Annotated in this window: 21 protein-coding genes; 7 read left to right on the top strand and 14 right to left on the bottom strand. The window is 57.0% G+C overall.

Annotated features, from left to right (window positions below; translation table 11 throughout):
• Positions 1-13 precede the first annotated feature (13 nt).
• Complete coding sequence (locus ACR0A1_RS09070) at positions 14-1,510, top strand: phosphomannomutase/phosphoglucomutase (protein WP_480867157.1); 1,497 nt, start codon at positions 14-16, stop codon at positions 1,508-1,510.
• 51 nt (positions 1,511-1,561) lie between these two features.
• Here ACR0A1_RS09070 and ACR0A1_RS09075 read toward each other — a convergent pair whose 3' ends face one another.
• Positions 1,562-3,490 carry an AsmA family protein gene (locus tag ACR0A1_RS09075; protein ID WP_480867158.1) on the bottom strand — a complete coding sequence of 643 codons (1,929 nt, stop codon included), beginning with the start codon at positions 3,488-3,490 and terminating at the stop codon, positions 1,562-1,564.
• Positions 3,491-3,583: 93 nt separating this feature from the next.
• Between ACR0A1_RS09075 and rimO the strand changes: the two genes are divergently transcribed.
• Positions 3,584-4,981: a 30S ribosomal protein S12 methylthiotransferase RimO gene (gene rimO, locus ACR0A1_RS09080; protein ID WP_480867160.1), complete on the top strand. Its 1,398-nt coding sequence runs from the start codon at positions 3,584-3,586 to the stop codon at positions 4,979-4,981.
• 16 nt (positions 4,982-4,997) lie between these two features.
• Here the strand turns inward: rimO and ACR0A1_RS09085 are convergent, their stop codons facing one another.
• Entirely contained in the window at positions 4,998-5,354 is a 357-nt protein-coding gene (locus ACR0A1_RS09085; protein ID WP_170420629.1) for a diacylglycerol kinase, read from the bottom strand.
• A gap of 135 nt (positions 5,355-5,489) precedes the next feature.
• A complete protein-coding gene (locus ACR0A1_RS09090) occupies positions 5,490-5,678 on the bottom strand; it encodes a hypothetical protein (RefSeq protein ID WP_255611743.1) in 189 nt (62 codons plus the stop codon).
• Between the two features lie 215 nt (positions 5,679-5,893).
• Here ACR0A1_RS09090 and ACR0A1_RS09095 point away from each other — a divergent pair, with 215 nt between their 5' ends.
• Positions 5,894-6,136 carry a CDGSH iron-sulfur domain-containing protein gene (locus ACR0A1_RS09095; RefSeq protein WP_480867162.1) on the top strand — a complete coding sequence of 81 codons (243 nt, stop codon included), beginning with the start codon at positions 5,894-5,896 and terminating at the stop codon, positions 6,134-6,136.
• 3 nt (positions 6,137-6,139) lie between these two features.
• On the opposite strand, the gene ACR0A1_RS09100 is transcribed toward ACR0A1_RS09095, so the two are convergent.
• From ACR0A1_RS09100 to ACR0A1_RS09120, 5 genes are all read right to left on the bottom strand, one after another.
• Positions 6,140-6,397 carry a DUF6455 family protein gene (locus ACR0A1_RS09100; protein ID WP_170512454.1) on the bottom strand — a complete coding sequence of 86 codons (258 nt, stop codon included), beginning with the start codon at positions 6,395-6,397 and terminating at the stop codon, positions 6,140-6,142.
• Positions 6,398-6,401: 4 nt separating this feature from the next.
• Positions 6,402-6,665: a DUF6455 family protein gene (locus tag ACR0A1_RS09105; protein ID WP_480586821.1), complete on the bottom strand. Its 264-nt coding sequence runs from the start codon at positions 6,663-6,665 to the stop codon at positions 6,402-6,404.
• 18 nt (positions 6,666-6,683) lie between these two features.
• Entirely contained in the window at positions 6,684-6,935 is a 252-nt protein-coding gene (locus ACR0A1_RS09110; RefSeq protein ID WP_170420623.1) for a DUF6455 family protein, read from the bottom strand.
• A gap of 68 nt (positions 6,936-7,003) precedes the next feature.
• The gene (locus ACR0A1_RS09115) at positions 7,004-7,372 is read right to left on the bottom strand and encodes a YigZ family protein (RefSeq protein ID WP_480867165.1); all 369 of its coding nucleotides are present in this window, start codon (positions 7,370-7,372) and stop codon (positions 7,004-7,006) included.
• Positions 7,372-8,073 carry a M48 family metallopeptidase gene (locus ACR0A1_RS09120; RefSeq protein ID WP_170420619.1) on the bottom strand — a complete coding sequence of 234 codons (702 nt, stop codon included), beginning with the start codon at positions 8,071-8,073 and terminating at the stop codon, positions 7,372-7,374. The genes ACR0A1_RS09115 and ACR0A1_RS09120 overlap by 1 nt, the downstream gene beginning before the upstream one ends.
• A gap of 121 nt (positions 8,074-8,194) precedes the next feature.
• On the opposite strand from ACR0A1_RS09120, the gene ACR0A1_RS09125 reads away from it, so the two are divergent.
• From ACR0A1_RS09125 to ACR0A1_RS09135, 3 genes are all read left to right on the top strand, one after another.
• Positions 8,195-8,443, top strand: coding sequence for a hypothetical protein (locus tag ACR0A1_RS09125; RefSeq protein WP_170392337.1), 249 nt, complete (start codon positions 8,195-8,197; stop codon positions 8,441-8,443).
• A 136-nt stretch (positions 8,444-8,579) separates the two neighbouring features.
• On the top strand, positions 8,580-9,158 hold the full coding sequence (locus ACR0A1_RS09130) for a nitroreductase family protein (protein ID WP_170512462.1): 579 nt from the start codon (positions 8,580-8,582) through the stop codon (positions 9,156-9,158).
• Entirely contained in the window at positions 9,155-9,853 is a 699-nt protein-coding gene (locus ACR0A1_RS09135) for an EI24 domain-containing protein (RefSeq protein ID WP_170401754.1), read from the top strand. Before ACR0A1_RS09130 ends, ACR0A1_RS09135 begins: the two co-directional genes overlap by 4 nt.
• Before the next feature lies 1 nt (position 9,854).
• Here the strand turns inward: ACR0A1_RS09135 and ACR0A1_RS09140 are convergent, their stop codons facing one another.
• Together ACR0A1_RS09140 and mce are read right to left on the bottom strand one after the other, a co-directional pair.
• The gene (locus tag ACR0A1_RS09140; RefSeq protein WP_170392343.1) at positions 9,855-10,130 is read right to left on the bottom strand and encodes a DUF1467 family protein; all 276 of its coding nucleotides are present in this window, start codon (positions 10,128-10,130) and stop codon (positions 9,855-9,857) included.
• A 5-nt stretch (positions 10,131-10,135) separates the two neighbouring features.
• Entirely contained in the window at positions 10,136-10,540 is a 405-nt protein-coding gene (mce, locus tag ACR0A1_RS09145) for a methylmalonyl-CoA epimerase (protein ID WP_170420613.1), read from the bottom strand.
• Between the two features lie 134 nt (positions 10,541-10,674).
• On the opposite strand from mce, the gene ACR0A1_RS09150 reads away from it, so the two are divergent.
• Entirely contained in the window at positions 10,675-11,391 is a 717-nt protein-coding gene (locus ACR0A1_RS09150; protein WP_480867169.1) for a response regulator, read from the top strand.
• 232 nt (positions 11,392-11,623) lie between these two features.
• Here the strand turns inward: ACR0A1_RS09150 and aspS are convergent, their stop codons facing one another.
• The 4 genes from aspS to ACR0A1_RS09170 form a co-directional block, all read right to left on the bottom strand.
• On the bottom strand, positions 11,624-13,399 hold the full coding sequence (gene aspS / locus ACR0A1_RS09155) for an aspartate--tRNA ligase (RefSeq protein ID WP_170392347.1): 1,776 nt from the start codon (positions 13,397-13,399) through the stop codon (positions 11,624-11,626).
• A gap of 79 nt (positions 13,400-13,478) precedes the next feature.
• Positions 13,479-14,150 carry a CPBP family intramembrane glutamic endopeptidase gene (locus ACR0A1_RS09160; protein ID WP_480867171.1) on the bottom strand — a complete coding sequence of 224 codons (672 nt, stop codon included), beginning with the start codon at positions 14,148-14,150 and terminating at the stop codon, positions 13,479-13,481.
• A complete protein-coding gene (locus tag ACR0A1_RS09165; protein WP_170392351.1) occupies positions 14,147-14,794 on the bottom strand; it encodes an aminotransferase class IV family protein in 648 nt (215 codons plus the stop codon). The genes ACR0A1_RS09160 and ACR0A1_RS09165 overlap by 4 nt, the downstream gene beginning before the upstream one ends.
• On the bottom strand, positions 14,749-15,876 hold the full coding sequence (locus ACR0A1_RS09170) for an aminodeoxychorismate synthase component I (protein ID WP_480867637.1): 1,128 nt from the start codon (positions 15,874-15,876) through the stop codon (positions 14,749-14,751). Before ACR0A1_RS09170 ends, ACR0A1_RS09165 begins: the two co-directional genes overlap by 46 nt.
• Positions 15,877-15,979 lie beyond the last annotated feature (103 nt).

Consider the following 15,979-nt stretch of genomic DNA (forward strand, 5'->3'; position numbering starts at 1 on the left):
ATTGAGATTTGTGATGACCAAGCCTTTGCCTGAGGTGACCCCAAACACCTGGAGCTTTCTGCGCGATCCGATGATCAAGCCCACGGGCTTTCGCGAATATGACGCGCGGTGGAAATACCCCGATGAGATCAATCTGCCAGGCATGACGGCCCTGGGTTTGGGTCTGGGCACACAGATGCACAAACGCGGGATCGAACCCGTGATTGCAGTGGGAAATGACTATCGCGATTATTCCCTGTCGATCAAAAACGCGCTGATCGTTGGGCTTATGCAGGCGGGTATTCAGGTGAAAGATATCGGCCCAGCGCTCAGCCCGATGGCGTATTTCGCGCAATTCCACCTGGACGTACCGGCGGTTGCGATGGTCACGGCAAGCCATAACCCGAACGGTTGGACCGGCGTCAAAATGGGCTTTGACCGCCCACTGACCCACGGCCCTGACGAAATGTCGGAACTGCGCGACATCGTCTTGAATGGGGAAGGCGTCGCGCGCCCGGGCGGGTCATATGAATTCGTCGACGGTGTGAAAGAAGCCTATATCGACGATCTGGTCGGTGACTTCAGAATGTCACGTCCGCTGAAAGTGGTCTGCGCCACCGGAAACGGCACCGCCGCCGCCTTCGCGCCCGAGATTTTCGAAAGGATCGGGGTTGAGGTTGTGCCCAGCCACACACGGCTGGATTACACATTCCCAAATTACAACCCGAACCCGGAAGCCATGGAAATGCTGCATGACATGGCCGACACGGTCAAATCCAGCGGCGCGGACCTGGCGCTAGGGTTTGATGGGGATGGCGATCGTTGCGGTGTTGTGGATGACGAAGGCGAAGAGATATTTGCCGATAAGGTCGGCGTCATCATGGCCCGTGATCTGGCCAAGCTGCATCCAGGTTCGACCTTTGTGGCCGATGTGAAATCCACCGGTCTGTTCGCCAGCGATCCCGAGTTGCAAGCGCTTGGGGTCAAAGCCGACTACTGGAAAACCGGCCATAGCCATATGAAGCGCCGCGTCAAGGAAATCGGTGCGCTGGCTGGGTTTGAGAAATCGGGACACTATTTCTTGGCGGAACCGGTCGGGCGCGGATACGACTGCGGAATGCGCGTGGCGGTGGAAATCTGCAAACTGATGGACCGCAACCCGGACAAAAGCATGTCAGACCTTCGGAAAGCACTACCAAGGACATGGTCGACACCCACCATGTCTCCGTACGCAGCAGATACAGAAAAATACGATATACTGCAGCGCCTGGTCGGCAAATTGGTTGCCAAGGCCGACGCCGGCAAACACTTCGCAGGGCGGGCTATCAAAGAGGTCGTGACCGTCAATGGAGCCCGGGTCATTCTGGACAATGGCAGTTGGGGCCTCGTTCGCGCATCATCCAATACACCCAATCTGGTCGTCGTCTGCGAAAGCAGCGAAAGCGAGGATGAAATGCGCGCGATCTTCGCAGATATCGACGCCGTCATTCGAACTGAACCCGGCGTGGGCGAATACGATCAGACAATCTAAATGACACTATGAAGGGCGCCCATTTCGGCGCCCTTTGTTATCGCGCTTAGATCAATCCCCGCCAAACAGCTTGAGCAGGCCTTTCTTGGCCTCATCCTCAAGCTTGTTCTTCAGCGCGTCTTCGATGTGACCGGAATCCGTCACCGTGGTATCCAGTTCTTTACCAACCTTTTCCAAAACCTTCTTCTTTGCGTCGTCTTCCAGTTCTTTAACTTTGCCTTCGGCTGCCGCCTCAATGACTTTGGTAAGGTCCGGCTTGATCGACGGGTCGCTCCACGGACCTTTAATTCGGACGGGTACCGATATCCCTTGCCCTGAGTTGGCGCGCAGGGCGACTGGTGTGAACAGATAATCGATATCGCGAGCTCCTAAGCCAATGCGGCCCGTACCGTCCGCCCGGAAATTATCCAGCTGCATCAACAGGTCCTTGTTGGTCAAGTCGCCATTCTTCATCGTAAAGCTGGCCGTAAGGCTGTTGAATACGGTCGTACCACCCGATCCCTTTCCCCGCCCCATAAGGCGGTCAAGATCCAGCCCCGAGATAACGCCCCGCCCGACCTCGATATCTCCTTTACCGCTGAGCGATCGCATGATCTGATCTTCGCTCTGTCCGACGCCCAGAAATTCAAGATTGCCTGAACCGGTGCCCGAAAGTCGTTTGATATCCCCAAGCGTTTCGAGCGCTTCGTTGATATCGATATTGGCGGCTTTCAGATTTCCACCAACCGACAGACCGTTGCGATTATTGGCGACCACCTGGCCGTTCAATTGCCCCGAGAACAGCGAGGCCGGGTGCATCTGCAATATAGCCCGCGACCGATCAAGGCTGAGTGTCAGATCACTTTTCCCAAAGGTCATACCCGGAACCGCAATCGAAGTGGCTTGCAAGCGGATCTTGCCATTTGCCAGCGCCAGAAACGACGCATCAATTGGGGCTTTTGACCACCCTTCCGTATCTGAGGTGCCGTCAGAAGCGTTGCCTCCGCTTACTTTCGATAAGTCGAGATCGCCTGCGTTCAGACGCGCAGTCATCTGGGGCGGATTTGAAATCTGGATGTCAGCTTCGCCCTCAAGCCGGTTTTGATCCAGAACCGCGATCATGTTGCGCAATGAAATCCGCCCGTCCCGGGTATAGGTCATCTGCCCGGATACGCTCGCGACCTGTCCTAGTCCCTCGGGCACGGTGACTCCTCCGTGACCAAACGCGGCCAGCATCTTTTGAGTGTCCTTGGCCGTGACCGTCGTCTTGCCATCCATTTCGCCGGCCAGATTCACCCGGCCCGAGAACTGAATATCTCCGCCAGGCGCGGTTAGGCTCAGCTGCAACGGCGTGACAGCGCCGCTGGAAAATGCGGGCAAGTCGGGGATGGTAAGGTCCACTGCGACGCTGCCTCCGGGGACGGACATACTGGCTTGCATTTCCATTGGGGCCGCCACGTCAGGCCAGCGGGCCGAAAGATCGACATCGGCAAAATCCATACTAACCGCGCCATTCTCAAGATAGATTAGGCGCGCATTGGTCAGTTCCAACCGCTCGAGCGTGATGGGTCGGCTTTCAACGGCTTGCGCCGTAGCGCCCGTTTGCGAGGAGTTACCTGGCTGATGCAGCTCCCAGTTGCCGCGCCCATCGGCGCGTTCAAGGCGTAGAACCGGGCTATCGGCCAACACCCGTTTGATCCGGATATTCCCAGACAACAACGCCGAGGCATCGACCCCAACCGCGAGGCTTTGGGCGCTAAGCATCGGTTCCGGCCCGGCCCAAGGCGCATTGCCAAATGTCACAGGGCCGGTTTCCATCCCCAATACCGGCCAAAATGACAGTTTGACGTCACCGGTCAACTCGAGATCGCGGCCTGTTTGCGCCTTTACTTGTTCAGCAAGTATTGTCGCCAGTTTTTCGCCTGGCATCAGCAGCAAGGCACCAATGACCAGCCCGAAGGCTGCAACGATGAGAAATAGAAAACGAATGAGCCACTTCATGGGTCTGCCTTTCCGGCCTTTCTGCTCTGTTTCAAGTCAGCCCCGAGCGGGCGGGATTTGCAAGGGGAAGCTTTCCCCTCTATATGCCCGGCCATGAGCAAGAACCCACCGAACCTCCGCCCCGATCTAGCCCCAGAGGCCCGGATCGCCGAGACACCCCGCCGTGGCCAACCGACCCTTGGAATGGTGTCGCTGGGTTGTCCAAAAGCGCTGGTTGACAGCGAACGCATCCTGACCCGGTTGCGGGCCGAGGGGTACGGTATTTCGCCGGACTACACGGGTGCTGATGCCGTTATTGTGAATACCTGCGGGTTTCTGGACAGCGCCAAGGCCGAGTCGCTGGACGCAATTGGCGAGGCATTGGTTGAAAACGGCAAGGTCATTGTGACCGGCTGTTTGGGGGCTGAGCCTGACTATATCCGGGAACACCATCCGCGCATTCTGGCGGTTACAGGACCGCATCAGTACGAACAGGTGCTGGACGCAGTACATGCAGCCGTACCACCCGACCCAAACCCTTATGTCGATCTGCTGCCCGCTTCGGGCGTCAAACTTACCCCGCGCCACTATAGCTATCTCAAGATTTCCGAGGGCTGTAATCATAAGTGCAAGTTTTGCATCATCCCCGACATGCGCGGTAAACTCGCAAGCCGCCCGGCCCATGCAGTGCTGCGCGAGGCCGAGAAACTGGTCGACAGCGGCGTGCGCGAACTGCTTGTGATCTCACAGGATACCTCGGCCTATGGGCTGGATCGTAAGTATGACGTGAACCCATGGAAAGATCGGGAGGTGCGCAGCCATATCACCGATCTGGCGCGTGAACTGGGCCAGTTCGATGCGTGGGTCAGGCTTCATTACGTCTATCCCTACCCCCATGTGCGCGATTTGATCCCGCTGATGGCAGATGCGGGTAGCAATGTGCTGCCGTATCTCGACATTCCATTCCAACATGCGCATCCCGATGTTCTGAAACGCATGGCCCGCCCTGCCGCAGGGGCAAAAACTCTGGACGAGATTGCCAACTGGCGCGCTATTTGTCCGGATATCACTTTGCGGTCCACGTTCATCGTCGGCTACCCCGGAGAAACCGAGTCAGAGTTCCAGACGCTTCTGGACTGGATGGACGAAGCGCAGTTGGATCGTGTCGGCTGTTTCCAGTACGAAAATGTCGATGGCGCCCGCTCGAACGACCTGCCGGATCATGTCCCGGCCGAGGTCAAGCAAGAGCGATGGGAGCGTTTCATGGAGAAAGCTCAGGCCATTTCTGAGGCCAAGCTTGCAGCAAAGGTTGGCCAAAAACTCGATGTCATCGTAGACGAGGTGGATGAAGAGGCCGCGACCTGCCGCACCAAGGCCGATGCTCCAGAAATCGATGGTAACTTGTTTATCGACGAAGGCTTCGAAGGCCTGAAACCCGGGGATATCGTCACGGTCGAGGTAGATGAAGCCGGAGAATACGACTTGTGGGGGCGTTTGCACCCCTCGGCGTAACGAAAGGCGTCTGTCCCTAGAACAAGCCGATCAAAATCACAATCCACGCCACTCCGGCAGCGACTGCAGACAACGCCACCGCTGCACTTGCTGCATCCTTGGCTTGCCCCGCCAACGCGTGGTGCTCGGTCGAGGTGTGATCGACGGCACGCTCGATGGCCGTATTAAATAACTCGGCCACCAAGACCAGAATGCCCAAAGCAAGGATCAGCGCCCGTTCTGCCGTACCTAGAGGGAGTGCAAGCGCCAATAAAGCCGAAATCAGGTTGGCCCAAACCCACCCACGAAACGAATACTCTTGCCGCCAGGTTGCAGCCAGGCCCTGCCAGCTCCAGCGGGTACGATCCTTTAGGTGGTCAAAGAATTTGCGCATGGGGTTTCCGATCAGTCGTCCTGCAAGAAGACGTCCGCGACCCACAGCAGAAAGGCAAGAAAAAACCGCCTCGAGGGCGGTGTTCTTTTTAGAGGTGTGCAGGCGGCCCTGCGATCAGAACCGCCTGCTTAATACTTATTGGGTGACCGGGTTACATACGGTCTGGCCTGCTTCGGTTGTGGCCAGTTCATAGCCTGCCGAGCAACTGGGTGTACCAAACTTGTCATAGTCGGGCTGGATGTAAACCGGGGTCGGTTCCTCTTGCTGCGAGCACGCAGTCAATACAACGGCCGTGGCGCAGATAGCAGCAAATTTCAGTTTCATGTCCATCAATCCTCTATTACTTTTCTGATATTGCCCAGTTTTTCGGGGCCGGTATCAGAATAGGACCAAGAATTTCATATGGCAACCGAATCGATAACGCATTCGTGAATAAAGGCGAAACCACGCTGGAAGGCGGGTTTTCATTCGCAGTCTACCTTTTTTGACAAAGAGCCCTAAACTTTGAATTCGACATCAGCCAAAGACGGAGTAGCCACATGTCAGACGCCCCGATCATCGCCCAGAAATCGCCCTATCCGGCCGAAGTGACCGAAGGAAAAACCTATTTCTGGTGCGCCTGTGGCAAGTCCAAGCGGCAACCATTTTGCGACGGTTCGCACAAAGATACGTCGTTTGAACCCGTAAAATATACTGCTGATGCCAGCAAGAAGGTCTTCTTCTGTGGCTGCAAGCACTGCGCCAATCCGCCGTTGTGCGACGGAACGCACAATAAGCTCTGAAAGTCAGGTCAAGTCGTTCAAAACCTGAGCATTGGCACAAAAATCAGGTGCTTTCTCAGCCATTCCTTGTTGTGCGGCAAGCCATATCTGACAACGTTCGTCGCATATTGCGCCCCGGCATCGGGTCACCATCTGAGCGTAGTCGGCAGGTGTCAGTTTCCCTTCGGCCATTGCTTCGGTCAGAGAAATCCCTAAGGATCGCGCGACCGAGCGTGTCAGCCAAAAGTGTTTTTCGATCTCGCCCAGTGATGTTCGATCCATTTGATCACCTTTGCTTGCTGACCCTCAAGGTGGCGAACCTGTGCCGGTTTGGGCAGGTGCAGGGCGCGCTTTCCGCCGTTTCGTTCTCGTTCAACCAGTCTGGGCATGCCCGCGCCCATTCGCACCCGCGGCAGAGCTGAACCATATCTGCCCATTCCTGTTGGCTCAGGTGCCCGTCGCGATGTGCGGTGGCAAGGTCGGCTCCCGTCGCCTGTGCCATTCGCAATACAAGGCGAAAATGGGTCATGATCCGTCCAAGTCGTGGCACGGTACCCCCCTTTTGGCGTTACGGCTTGAGCCTGTTCAGCAGCTCGTGATTGCGGCAGTATTCAGGTGTGTCGGGCGCTGTCAGGTTCTTGGCCAGAAACGCCTTGCAATGGCCCGGATTCGGGCATTCCGTGCACCGCAATACCGCGTCCGAGATTTCGTCGAACTGTAAGGCCCCTTCGATGGCAACTTCTTGCAAATCTACGCCCAGCGTCGTGGCCATCCGATCTACAAGGTCGGCGTGACGTCGCAGCGTTTCACGATCAGACATGCGGTTTCCTTTTCCATTCACTCTATGGAAAGGGTAACGCATGCCCCGCACAGTGCCCTTGACTCAGGTCAATGCCCGGTTGCCAGCTGGTCAAGATAGGCCCGCGTGGCGTCCTGCACACGGCGAAAGCGGTCCCCGCCCAGCTTCTTGCCACCGTACCAGCGTGTCACGATGATTACGTGATCCGTCAGCTCGGCCCGCTCCATCATCCGCAAAATGACCATTGCCGCGCCAGACTCTCCGTCATCGGCCTTGAGCGCACCGTTTGGCAAGATGGCTGCCCACGTGTTGTGAGTTGCCTTCGCATATGCCTTGTCGGATTTCAGTTTCGCCAGTACCGCATCGACATCAGCACGACTGGTGACCCCCGCGCCCGTCACAGCATATTTCGACCCGCGATCACTGAGAACGACACCCAATCGGGTTAAGTTGACCATTATCGTAATCCCAGTTCCCGCGCCGTTTGCAACACAACTTCGACCCGCTGGGCATTGGGAGGGTGCGTGGCAAGGAAACGATCACCCGGATCAGGAATGCGTTGGAAGAAAGCCATCCCGGCCAGCGGGTTATACCCCGCCGCGTAAGTGATCTGTGTCCCCAGACGATCCGCTTCCAATTCGAACTCACGCGTGTAGTTCTGCACCCCGACCTCAGCGCCCAGCGCCTGTGCGCGCTCAATACCTGCATCGTCCGCGCCCTGATTGCGCGCGAGTTCACCGAATATCCGCGCGCTCTCTTTGGCGTTCTGCGCCTGCCGGGCGATGTGACCCAAAATATGGTGGGCGGCCTCATGGCTCATGACAAAGGCCATCTCGTCCGCGTTCTGCGTTGCATCGATCATCGGCTGTGTAAAAACGACTAGCGGCCGCCCATCCTTGTCCAAGGTCTGAAACGCATTCGCTGGGGCCTTTGACGAGAGATCAACCAAAATCACAAAATCACAATTGGCAGTCCTCGATTGGCGGCGGCATTCCCGGCTTGCGGTCGTTCCGACAGCCCGGCTGACCTGCTCGAATACGCGCGCCCTGTCCTTTTGTTCTGATGACGATGGCTGCCATTGATCGGCCGGGATCGCGATAACAGGCGACATATCGCAAGCCGCCAACAGCATCACCAGCAACAGGGCAAGACGGCGCATTCACATTCCTTTCGGTCACTCTGTCGGCAGACAAGCATAGCGCGGCATTTAAGGCCGGGCCACAGCCGATTACAGCTTGCAACGGGTTGCATTGCGATCTTATGCCCTGCACTCTGCACACATGTTTTCAATTGAACACGAATTCGACTCGACGGTGATTACGCTGGTGGACGAAGGCGCAAAGCCTTTGCAAGAGGATGTCGTCATCAACAACTTCGCTGAATGCGTCACACTTGAGCAGTTGGACCCGCGGACCGATCAGATTCAGAAGATTACCCTGTCACCAGAGCAGGTACGCGATCTGGCCGCTGCGCTGGATTTGCCCGAGGGCGTTTATCAGATACGTGAGTCCGAGAGCACCAAAGACTAGTGGTTCCTTTTGGATCTTGCGTCTGATCACAAGCAGCAATTCAGATTGAATTTGTCGCCTTTTGATGAGCAGTTTGCCCTTGAAAGAGAACAGTATGCCTCCGACATACAGACTGCCATGTGAAGGAAGTTAACATATGACCCTGAAGAACCAAGCTGCGCTGGATTTTCTGCACGCGCGCCGGTCTCGTCCGGCCAAAACGCTAGTATCCCCGGCCCCGACCCGGGAAGAGCTGAGGCCGCTGCTAACTGCTGCAGCGCGCAGCCCGGACCATGGAAAGCTGGAACCCTGGCGTTTTGTTGTTGTCGAGCATGGGGCCATGCAACGCCTTGCAGATCTTACAGAAACTTGTGGTCTCGCCTTGGGAAAATCGCCCGAAGATATCGCCAAGGCGCGCAGCCAATTCGAAATGGGCCATTTGGCGGTTGCTGTTATTGAGGTGCAGAAACCTTCTGACAAGATACCGGCAATTGAACAGACCTATTCAGCGGGTGCGGTATGTCTGGCTCTTCTGAACGCAGCGCTGGCCGCAGGTTGGGGGGCCAATTGGTTGTCCGGCTGGCAATCGCATGATCGCGAGTTTTGCGAACAGGGGCTTGGCTTGGCCGAAAACGAGAAGATTGCAGGCTTTATCCATATCGCAACCGAAGGTACGACCCCTCCCGAACGACCGCGCCCCAATGTGGCGGCACTAACCCAATGGGTTTCCGAATGATCATCATCCAGTCGTTTCTACAGGCGCTGGGACAGATCGGCGACCCAAGATTCCGCAAGGTACTTCTGTTGGGTGTTGGCCTGACATTCGCGTTGTTGGTGGCTGCCTATGCCGGATTTTTGTGGCTGATCAACGCGCTGGTCGGCGATCAGGCCACCTTGCCAATACTGGGTGAGGTGACATGGTTGAACGACCTGCTCAGCGTGTCATCATTCCTGCTGATGATGGTGCTGTCGGTGTTTCTGATGGTCCCCGTTGCGTCAGCCATCACCTCGATGTTTCTGGATGAGGTCGCACAGGCGGTTGAGGATAAGCATTACCCCGGTCTGCCGCCGGCTCAGCGCATCCCCTTTGGCGATGCGCTAAGGGATACGCTCAGTTTTCTGGGAGTACTGATCGTTGCCAACCTGTTGGCATTGATCCTCTATGCACTCTTCACGCCATTCGCGTTGTTTATCTTTTGGGGTATGAACGGGTTTCTTTTGGGGAGAGAATATTTCACCCTGGCTGCGATGCGCCGACTGGGGCGCGAGGGGGCGCGAAAGCTGCGCGCGAAGCACGCGACAACCATTTGGGTCGCCGGTATTCTTATGGCGGTCCCGCTCTCTGTTCCATTGGTCAACCTGTTGATCCCGATCCTAGGAGCGGCGACTTTCACGCATATTTATCACGGTCTGTCGGGTAGCCGAACCTGAGCTACTCGCGCGGTTCCAGTTGGTTCAGCCAATCGAAATCGCGTACGCTGATTACGCCGGAGATAATGATGCCTGCAATGATCGCCCACAGCACCACCGATATCCCGGTGGTAATCCACAGCTTCTTCTTCATGTGATGGACTTCCGGCGCACCCGCATGAGTGCCCGGAACAATATCCCCCAGATCCCCCTGCGTTTTGATGCGCACAGGCAGAACAATCAGCAAGGTCAGAAACCAAATTACAGCGAAAAGAACCAGAGCGGCGGTAATGGTCATCGACTTCAGACCTGCTCCAGCTCAACGAGGCAGCCGTTGAAATCCTTCGGGTGCAGGAACAACACCGGTTTGCCATGCGCCCCGATCTTGGGTTCACCCGATCCCAGAACGCGCGCGCCGGTCTCTTTCAGATGATCGCGTGCTACGATGATATCCTCGACCTCATAGCAGACATGGTGGATGCCGCCTGATGGGTTCTTTTCCAGAAACCCGTTGATCGGGCTGTTCTCACCCAGCGGATACAGCAATTCGATCTTGGTGTTGGGTAGTTCAATAAAGACCACGGTGACCCCATGATCCGGCTCATCCTGTGGAGCGCCGACTTTGGCGCCAAGCGCATTGCGATACTGGGCCGATGCGGCCTCTAGGTCGGGAACAGCAATGGCTACGTGGTTCAGGCGACCAATCATGGGACTCTCCTTCATTCTGCGTTGCAGCGGTTATGGGGGCAGTATACCCAAAGGACAAGTGCGCCAAATCGTCGTTAACCCTGTATTAGCCAGAAGTTCCTAGCGTGAGGCATCTGCTAAACAGGAGTTCTGCCATGGACGATTCGGGACCTTTCGCCTCTCCAGCGCTGGCCACCAAGATGCGACCGCTGCTGGGCCAAACAATCCTTGTGGTCGAAGACAGCCGCTATGCGTGCGATGCAATACGATTGATGTGCTTGCATAGCGGTGCGCGTATCCGTCGTGCGGATTGTCTGAAATCAGCGCGGCGCCATCTGCAAATCTATCGTCCCTCGGTCCTGATCGTCGATATGGGTCTTCCTGACGGGTCCGGCGCTGACCTGATAGCCGAAATGACCCACGCTGTACCCCGCATCGGTGTCATTCTCGGGCTGTCTGGCGATGACAGCATGCAGGTTATCGCCAGACGCGCAGGTGCAGATGGGTTTCTGGCCAAACCCCTGACCTCGGTCGCTTATTTCCAGACCTCCATACTTGAACTTCTGCCCGAAGATCGCCGCCCAGGAGGTCTGGATTCCGTCAGGGATAATATCGTTCAGCCCGATCCGCTGGCCTATCGGGACGACATGGCCCATATCGCCGACGTGCTTACCGGCCCCACTGATCAGCGCACGTTGGATTATGCGGTACAATTCCTGCAAAGCGTTGCGCGAGACGCCGAAGATACTGTGCTTGCCGAAGCAGCCCGGGACCTTGCCCAATCTCGTGCGCAGGGGACACCGGTCACCGCCCAGGCTGCACGGATTGCGGGTCTGGTTCAGGATCGGCTCGAGCGGCAAGAGGCGGTCTGAGATGCTGACCGCGTACTTTATTACCGCATCGATCCTTTGCATCTGGGTCTACCGCCTGACACGACAGACGGCCAGGAGCATCCGCAATCGTCGGGATGCCGCAAATCCACTGGATTGAGTTGAGCTTGTTTTGAGACCACCACGCAACTCCGATTTGCGTGGCGCGGCGAATACACCGATTGTATTGCACTGCCCCAAACGTAAACCGCCCGCTCAGGGCGGGCGGCTAGACTTAGTCTTGCGGGATGATCCTGAGACCCAGTTCCATCAACTGATCCGAGGTCGGATCGGATGGCGCATCCATCATCAGGTCTTCGGCGCGCTGGTTCATCGGGAACATCATGACCTCGCGGATGTTGGCCTCATCCGCCAGCAGCATCACGATCCGGTCGATACCTGCGGCACAGCCGCCGTGCGGCGGGGCGCCGTAGTGGAAGGCGTTGAACAGTGCGCCAAAGCGGGACTTCACTTCGTCCTCACCATAGCCCGCCAGTTCAAAGGCTTTCAGCATGATCTCGGGTTTGTGGTTCCGGATGGCACCCGAAACCAATTCGTAGCCGTTACAGGCCAGATCATATTGGTACCCGCGTACGTCCAGAGGGTTGCCCTGCAAAGCTTCCATCCCGCCCTGCGGCATCGAGAAGGGGTTGTGTTCGAAATCAATCGCACCGGTTTCTTCGTCCTGCTCGTAGATCGGGAAATCGACGATCCAGGCAAAGGCAAAGCGGTCTTTCTCGGTGAGGTTCAGTTCATCTCCGATCACGTCACGGGCCTTACCGGCCACCTTCTCAAAGGCTTTTGGCTTACCACCCAGGAAGAACGCGGCATCACCGACGCCCAGACCCAATTGCTGACGGATCGCCTCGGTTCGTTCGGGGCCGATGTTCTTGGCCAGTGGACCTGCGGCCTCCATACCCTCGCCCTGATCACGCCAGAAAATGTAACCCATACCGGGCAGACCTTCTTTCTGGGCAAATGCGTTCATACGGTCACAGAATTTGCGGCTGCCACCGCTCGGCGCTGGGATAGCGCGGATTTCGGTGCCTTCCTGCTCCAACAGTTTCGCGAATATCGCGAAGCCAGAACCGCGGAAGTGGTCAGAGACCACTTGCATCTTAATGGGGTTCCGCAGGTCAGGCTTGTCGGTGCCGTACCACAGGGCTGAGTCCTTGTAGGAAATCTGCGGCCACTCTTGATCGACCTTGCGCCCCCCCCCGAACTCTTCAAACACACCGGTCAGCACGGGCTGGATGGTGTCGAACACATCCTGCTGCTCGACAAACGACATCTCTAGATCGAGTTGATAGAAATCGGTGGGCGATCGGTCTGCACGCGGGTCTTCATCGCGGAAGCAGGGTGCAATCTGGAAATACTTGTCGAAGCCCGACACCATGATCAGCTGTTTGAATTGCTGCGGGGCCTGCGGTAGGGCGTAGAACTTGCCCGGATGTAGTCGCGAGGGGACCAGAAAGTCGCGTGCGCCTTCGGGCGACGATGCGGTAATGATCGGTGTCTGATATTCACGGAATCCCTGATCCCACATCCGGCGGCGCATAGATGCGACAACGTCCGAGCGAAGGGTCATGTTTTGCTGCATCGCCTCGCGTCTTAGGTCGAGGTAGCGATAGCGCAGACGTGTTTCCTCGGGGTATTCCTGATCGCCGAACACCATCAACGGCAATTCGTCGGCAGCACCAAGAACCTCCAGCTCACGCACATAAACCTCGATCTCGCCTGTCGGCAATTTCGGGTTAATGAGATCAGCGTCGCGGGCTTTGACAGTGCCGTCGATGCGGATGCACCACTCGGACCGTACCTTTTCCAGTTCAGCAAATGCTGCACTATCGCCGTCGCACAAAACCTGGGTCACACCGAAATGGTCGCGCAGGTCGATGAACAGTACGCCGCCGTGATCTCGGACACGATGCACCCAACCGGACAGGCGGACGGTTTCACCGACATTGGCGGCGGTCAGAGCGGCGCAGGTGTGGCTGCGATAGGCGTGCATGGATCATATCCCTTCGGGCGCAGAATTCGTCGCGCCGATACACCCCGTCAGGCTTGGAAAGTCAAGGCGGGTCGCGCCGTCAAAACGGCCTTTGCACGTTGCCCGAGTAGAAATAGACGCCCAGCCCTGCCGCAAAGATAATATTACCGGCAATTGCGTGCAGAAGAACTGCATAAAAGAATGATCCGCGCTTGCGGTAGGCCCAGGTGAACAGGAGGCCTCCGAAGAAAGTCATGATGGCTACGACCCAGCTCCAGTACATGAGGTGCGCAAGCGAAAACAGGCCAGCGTTCAAAAGGTATGCGGCCCGCCCTTCAGGTAGGATCGCGTGATAGCGTCGGAAAAAGAGAGAGCGGAAAAGCAGCTCTTGTGGCAGAGCGGACAGCAACGGGTAGCCGATACAGATGAATATCAACATCTCTGGCCGATGCAGCAGCAAAACAAAGGCTGCATCCGGTCGCGCCCACAGCACCAGGGCGGAACAGAAGGTAGCCATGAACAGGGTAAATGCAAAGACTTCGGTCCACGACCAGTTTCGCCAGCCATACCAAAGCTCCGCCCAGGAAAAACCGGGCGTATCCTGCAGCAGCAGTATCCCCAGTCCGGTAAACGCAAAAAGCGAGGAGAACATCCAGTTTGGCGGGAACAATGTCGCGATGGCTATGGGAACCGCCACAAAAAAGAGCACAAACTCAATCCTGAGGCGTGAGTTGGTAACAGGGGTCTCCACCCATTCGGTATTTTTGCTCAAGGTGCCACAAGCTCCGCACGGATCAGCCCCCGAAGGGAATTTCCACAGTGGATAGATTGCGCGTTTTTTAGATCGGTCAAGGTCAGAACGGATTCGGTAACTTCTTTATTATCCAACAATTCCTCGCGCAAAACCCCGGGAAGCAATCCGCATCGCAGTGAGGGCGTCAGTCGTCTGCCGTCGGGCATGGTCAGGAACAGGTTCGTGATAGTGCCCTCGCAAAGCTCATCCCGTTCGTTCAAAAACAAAAGCTCATCAACTCTTAGCGGCAAGCCCGCCCGCGCCATGTCATAGACGGCCCGTCGGGTCGTTTTGTAACCCAGCCAGATATCCGATGATGATAGTCTCTGTTTGGCCAAATCCACACGCCAGACGGACGGATTGGCAGCCAATTCTCCGGACGTCAGTTCAAATTTGCCATCCGCGTCCAAGGTCAAACGGCAGCGCAATGCAATCTCACCCAAACTCGCATCCAAAATCGTCCAAGCGGCGGTTCGGTCAAAATCAATGCCGAACTTCTGTGCTGTGCGCGCCATGCGGGCCAAATGACGATCAAGCCTGACGAACCCCTGCCCCGGCCTGTAGGCCAAAGTTTCGATCAGACGGAAATCAGGCTCAGTTGGTGGGCGAAGCGGGCTTTCCATAGCGCCTCCTCATATTCCGATGGCGCGGTGCTGTCCCAGACCAGCCCGCCGCCTACGTTAAGGGTCGCCTTGCCGCCTTCAACCATGAGGGTCCGGATGGCCACGTTGAATTCCGATCGACCGTCCGGGGCCGCCCAACCGATGGTTCCGCAATAAACATCGCGAGGCCAAGGTTCCAGTTCGGACAGGATCTCCATCGCGCGAATCTTTGGCGCTCCGGTGATTGATCCGCACGGGAACAGGGCGGTCAGAATATCCGAAAGGCCTACGCCAAGGTGTAACTGCGCCTGCACAAGCGAGACCATCTGATGGACAGTCGCATAGGTCTCAACCTTGAACAGCTCGGGTACTTTCACCGATCCGGCCAGCGCGACCCGGCTAATATCGTTGCGCAGCAGATCGACGATCATCAGATTTTCGGCCCGGTTCTTTTCATCCGAAGACAGAAAAGCGCGTCGACGCTCGTCTTCGACCGGGTCCTCGCTGCGCGGTTGAGTTCCCTTCATCGGGCGCGTTTCGATCCGGCCCTCGGCGTCGGTTCGGAAAAAAAGTTCCGGCGAACGGCTCAGCAGATCAGGCAGCCCCTCCTGCTCAACCAAGGCGCCGTGGCCGACGGGTTGACCAGCCGCAAGCGCCGCATAAAGCACGACGCTGTCTCCGGTTATATCGAGATCAATTGGGAAGGTCAGATTTGCCTGATAAATGTCACCCGCACCAATCGCCTCATGCACTGTACGAAAGGCCTGCGTATATCGCGCCTCGTCCCAGCGGGGCTGAAACGCAGTGACACTGCCCGACGCCTTTGGCAGTCCAACGCGATCCGGTGCGTCAAACACACCGAAACACAGTAGTGGCAGGCGTCGTCCTTCTGGCAGCCGGTCTGCCAGACGTGGTTCTAACACGTAGCCCAGCTCATAACTTGCGTACCCTGCCAGCCAGGCCCCATCCGCGCGCGCCTGATCCAGCGCTGCCAGAGCCTGGGGCACCTCCGCCGCGTTATCCGCGCGGATAATCCGGGACGGACGCTCAAACCGGGTTCCGCGCCCAGCTGGTCCTTGATCGAAACGAATACGCAATTGCATCCTCATTTGCCGTGCTGCGCGGTATAGAGAATAGCGCGCCAAGGGAAAGAGGGGAAAGCGGCAATTTCAAACCCGTTTCCGATACCTCTTGCACCTTTTCGCG

Source organism: Ruegeria sp. D6 (assembly GCF_056534365.1).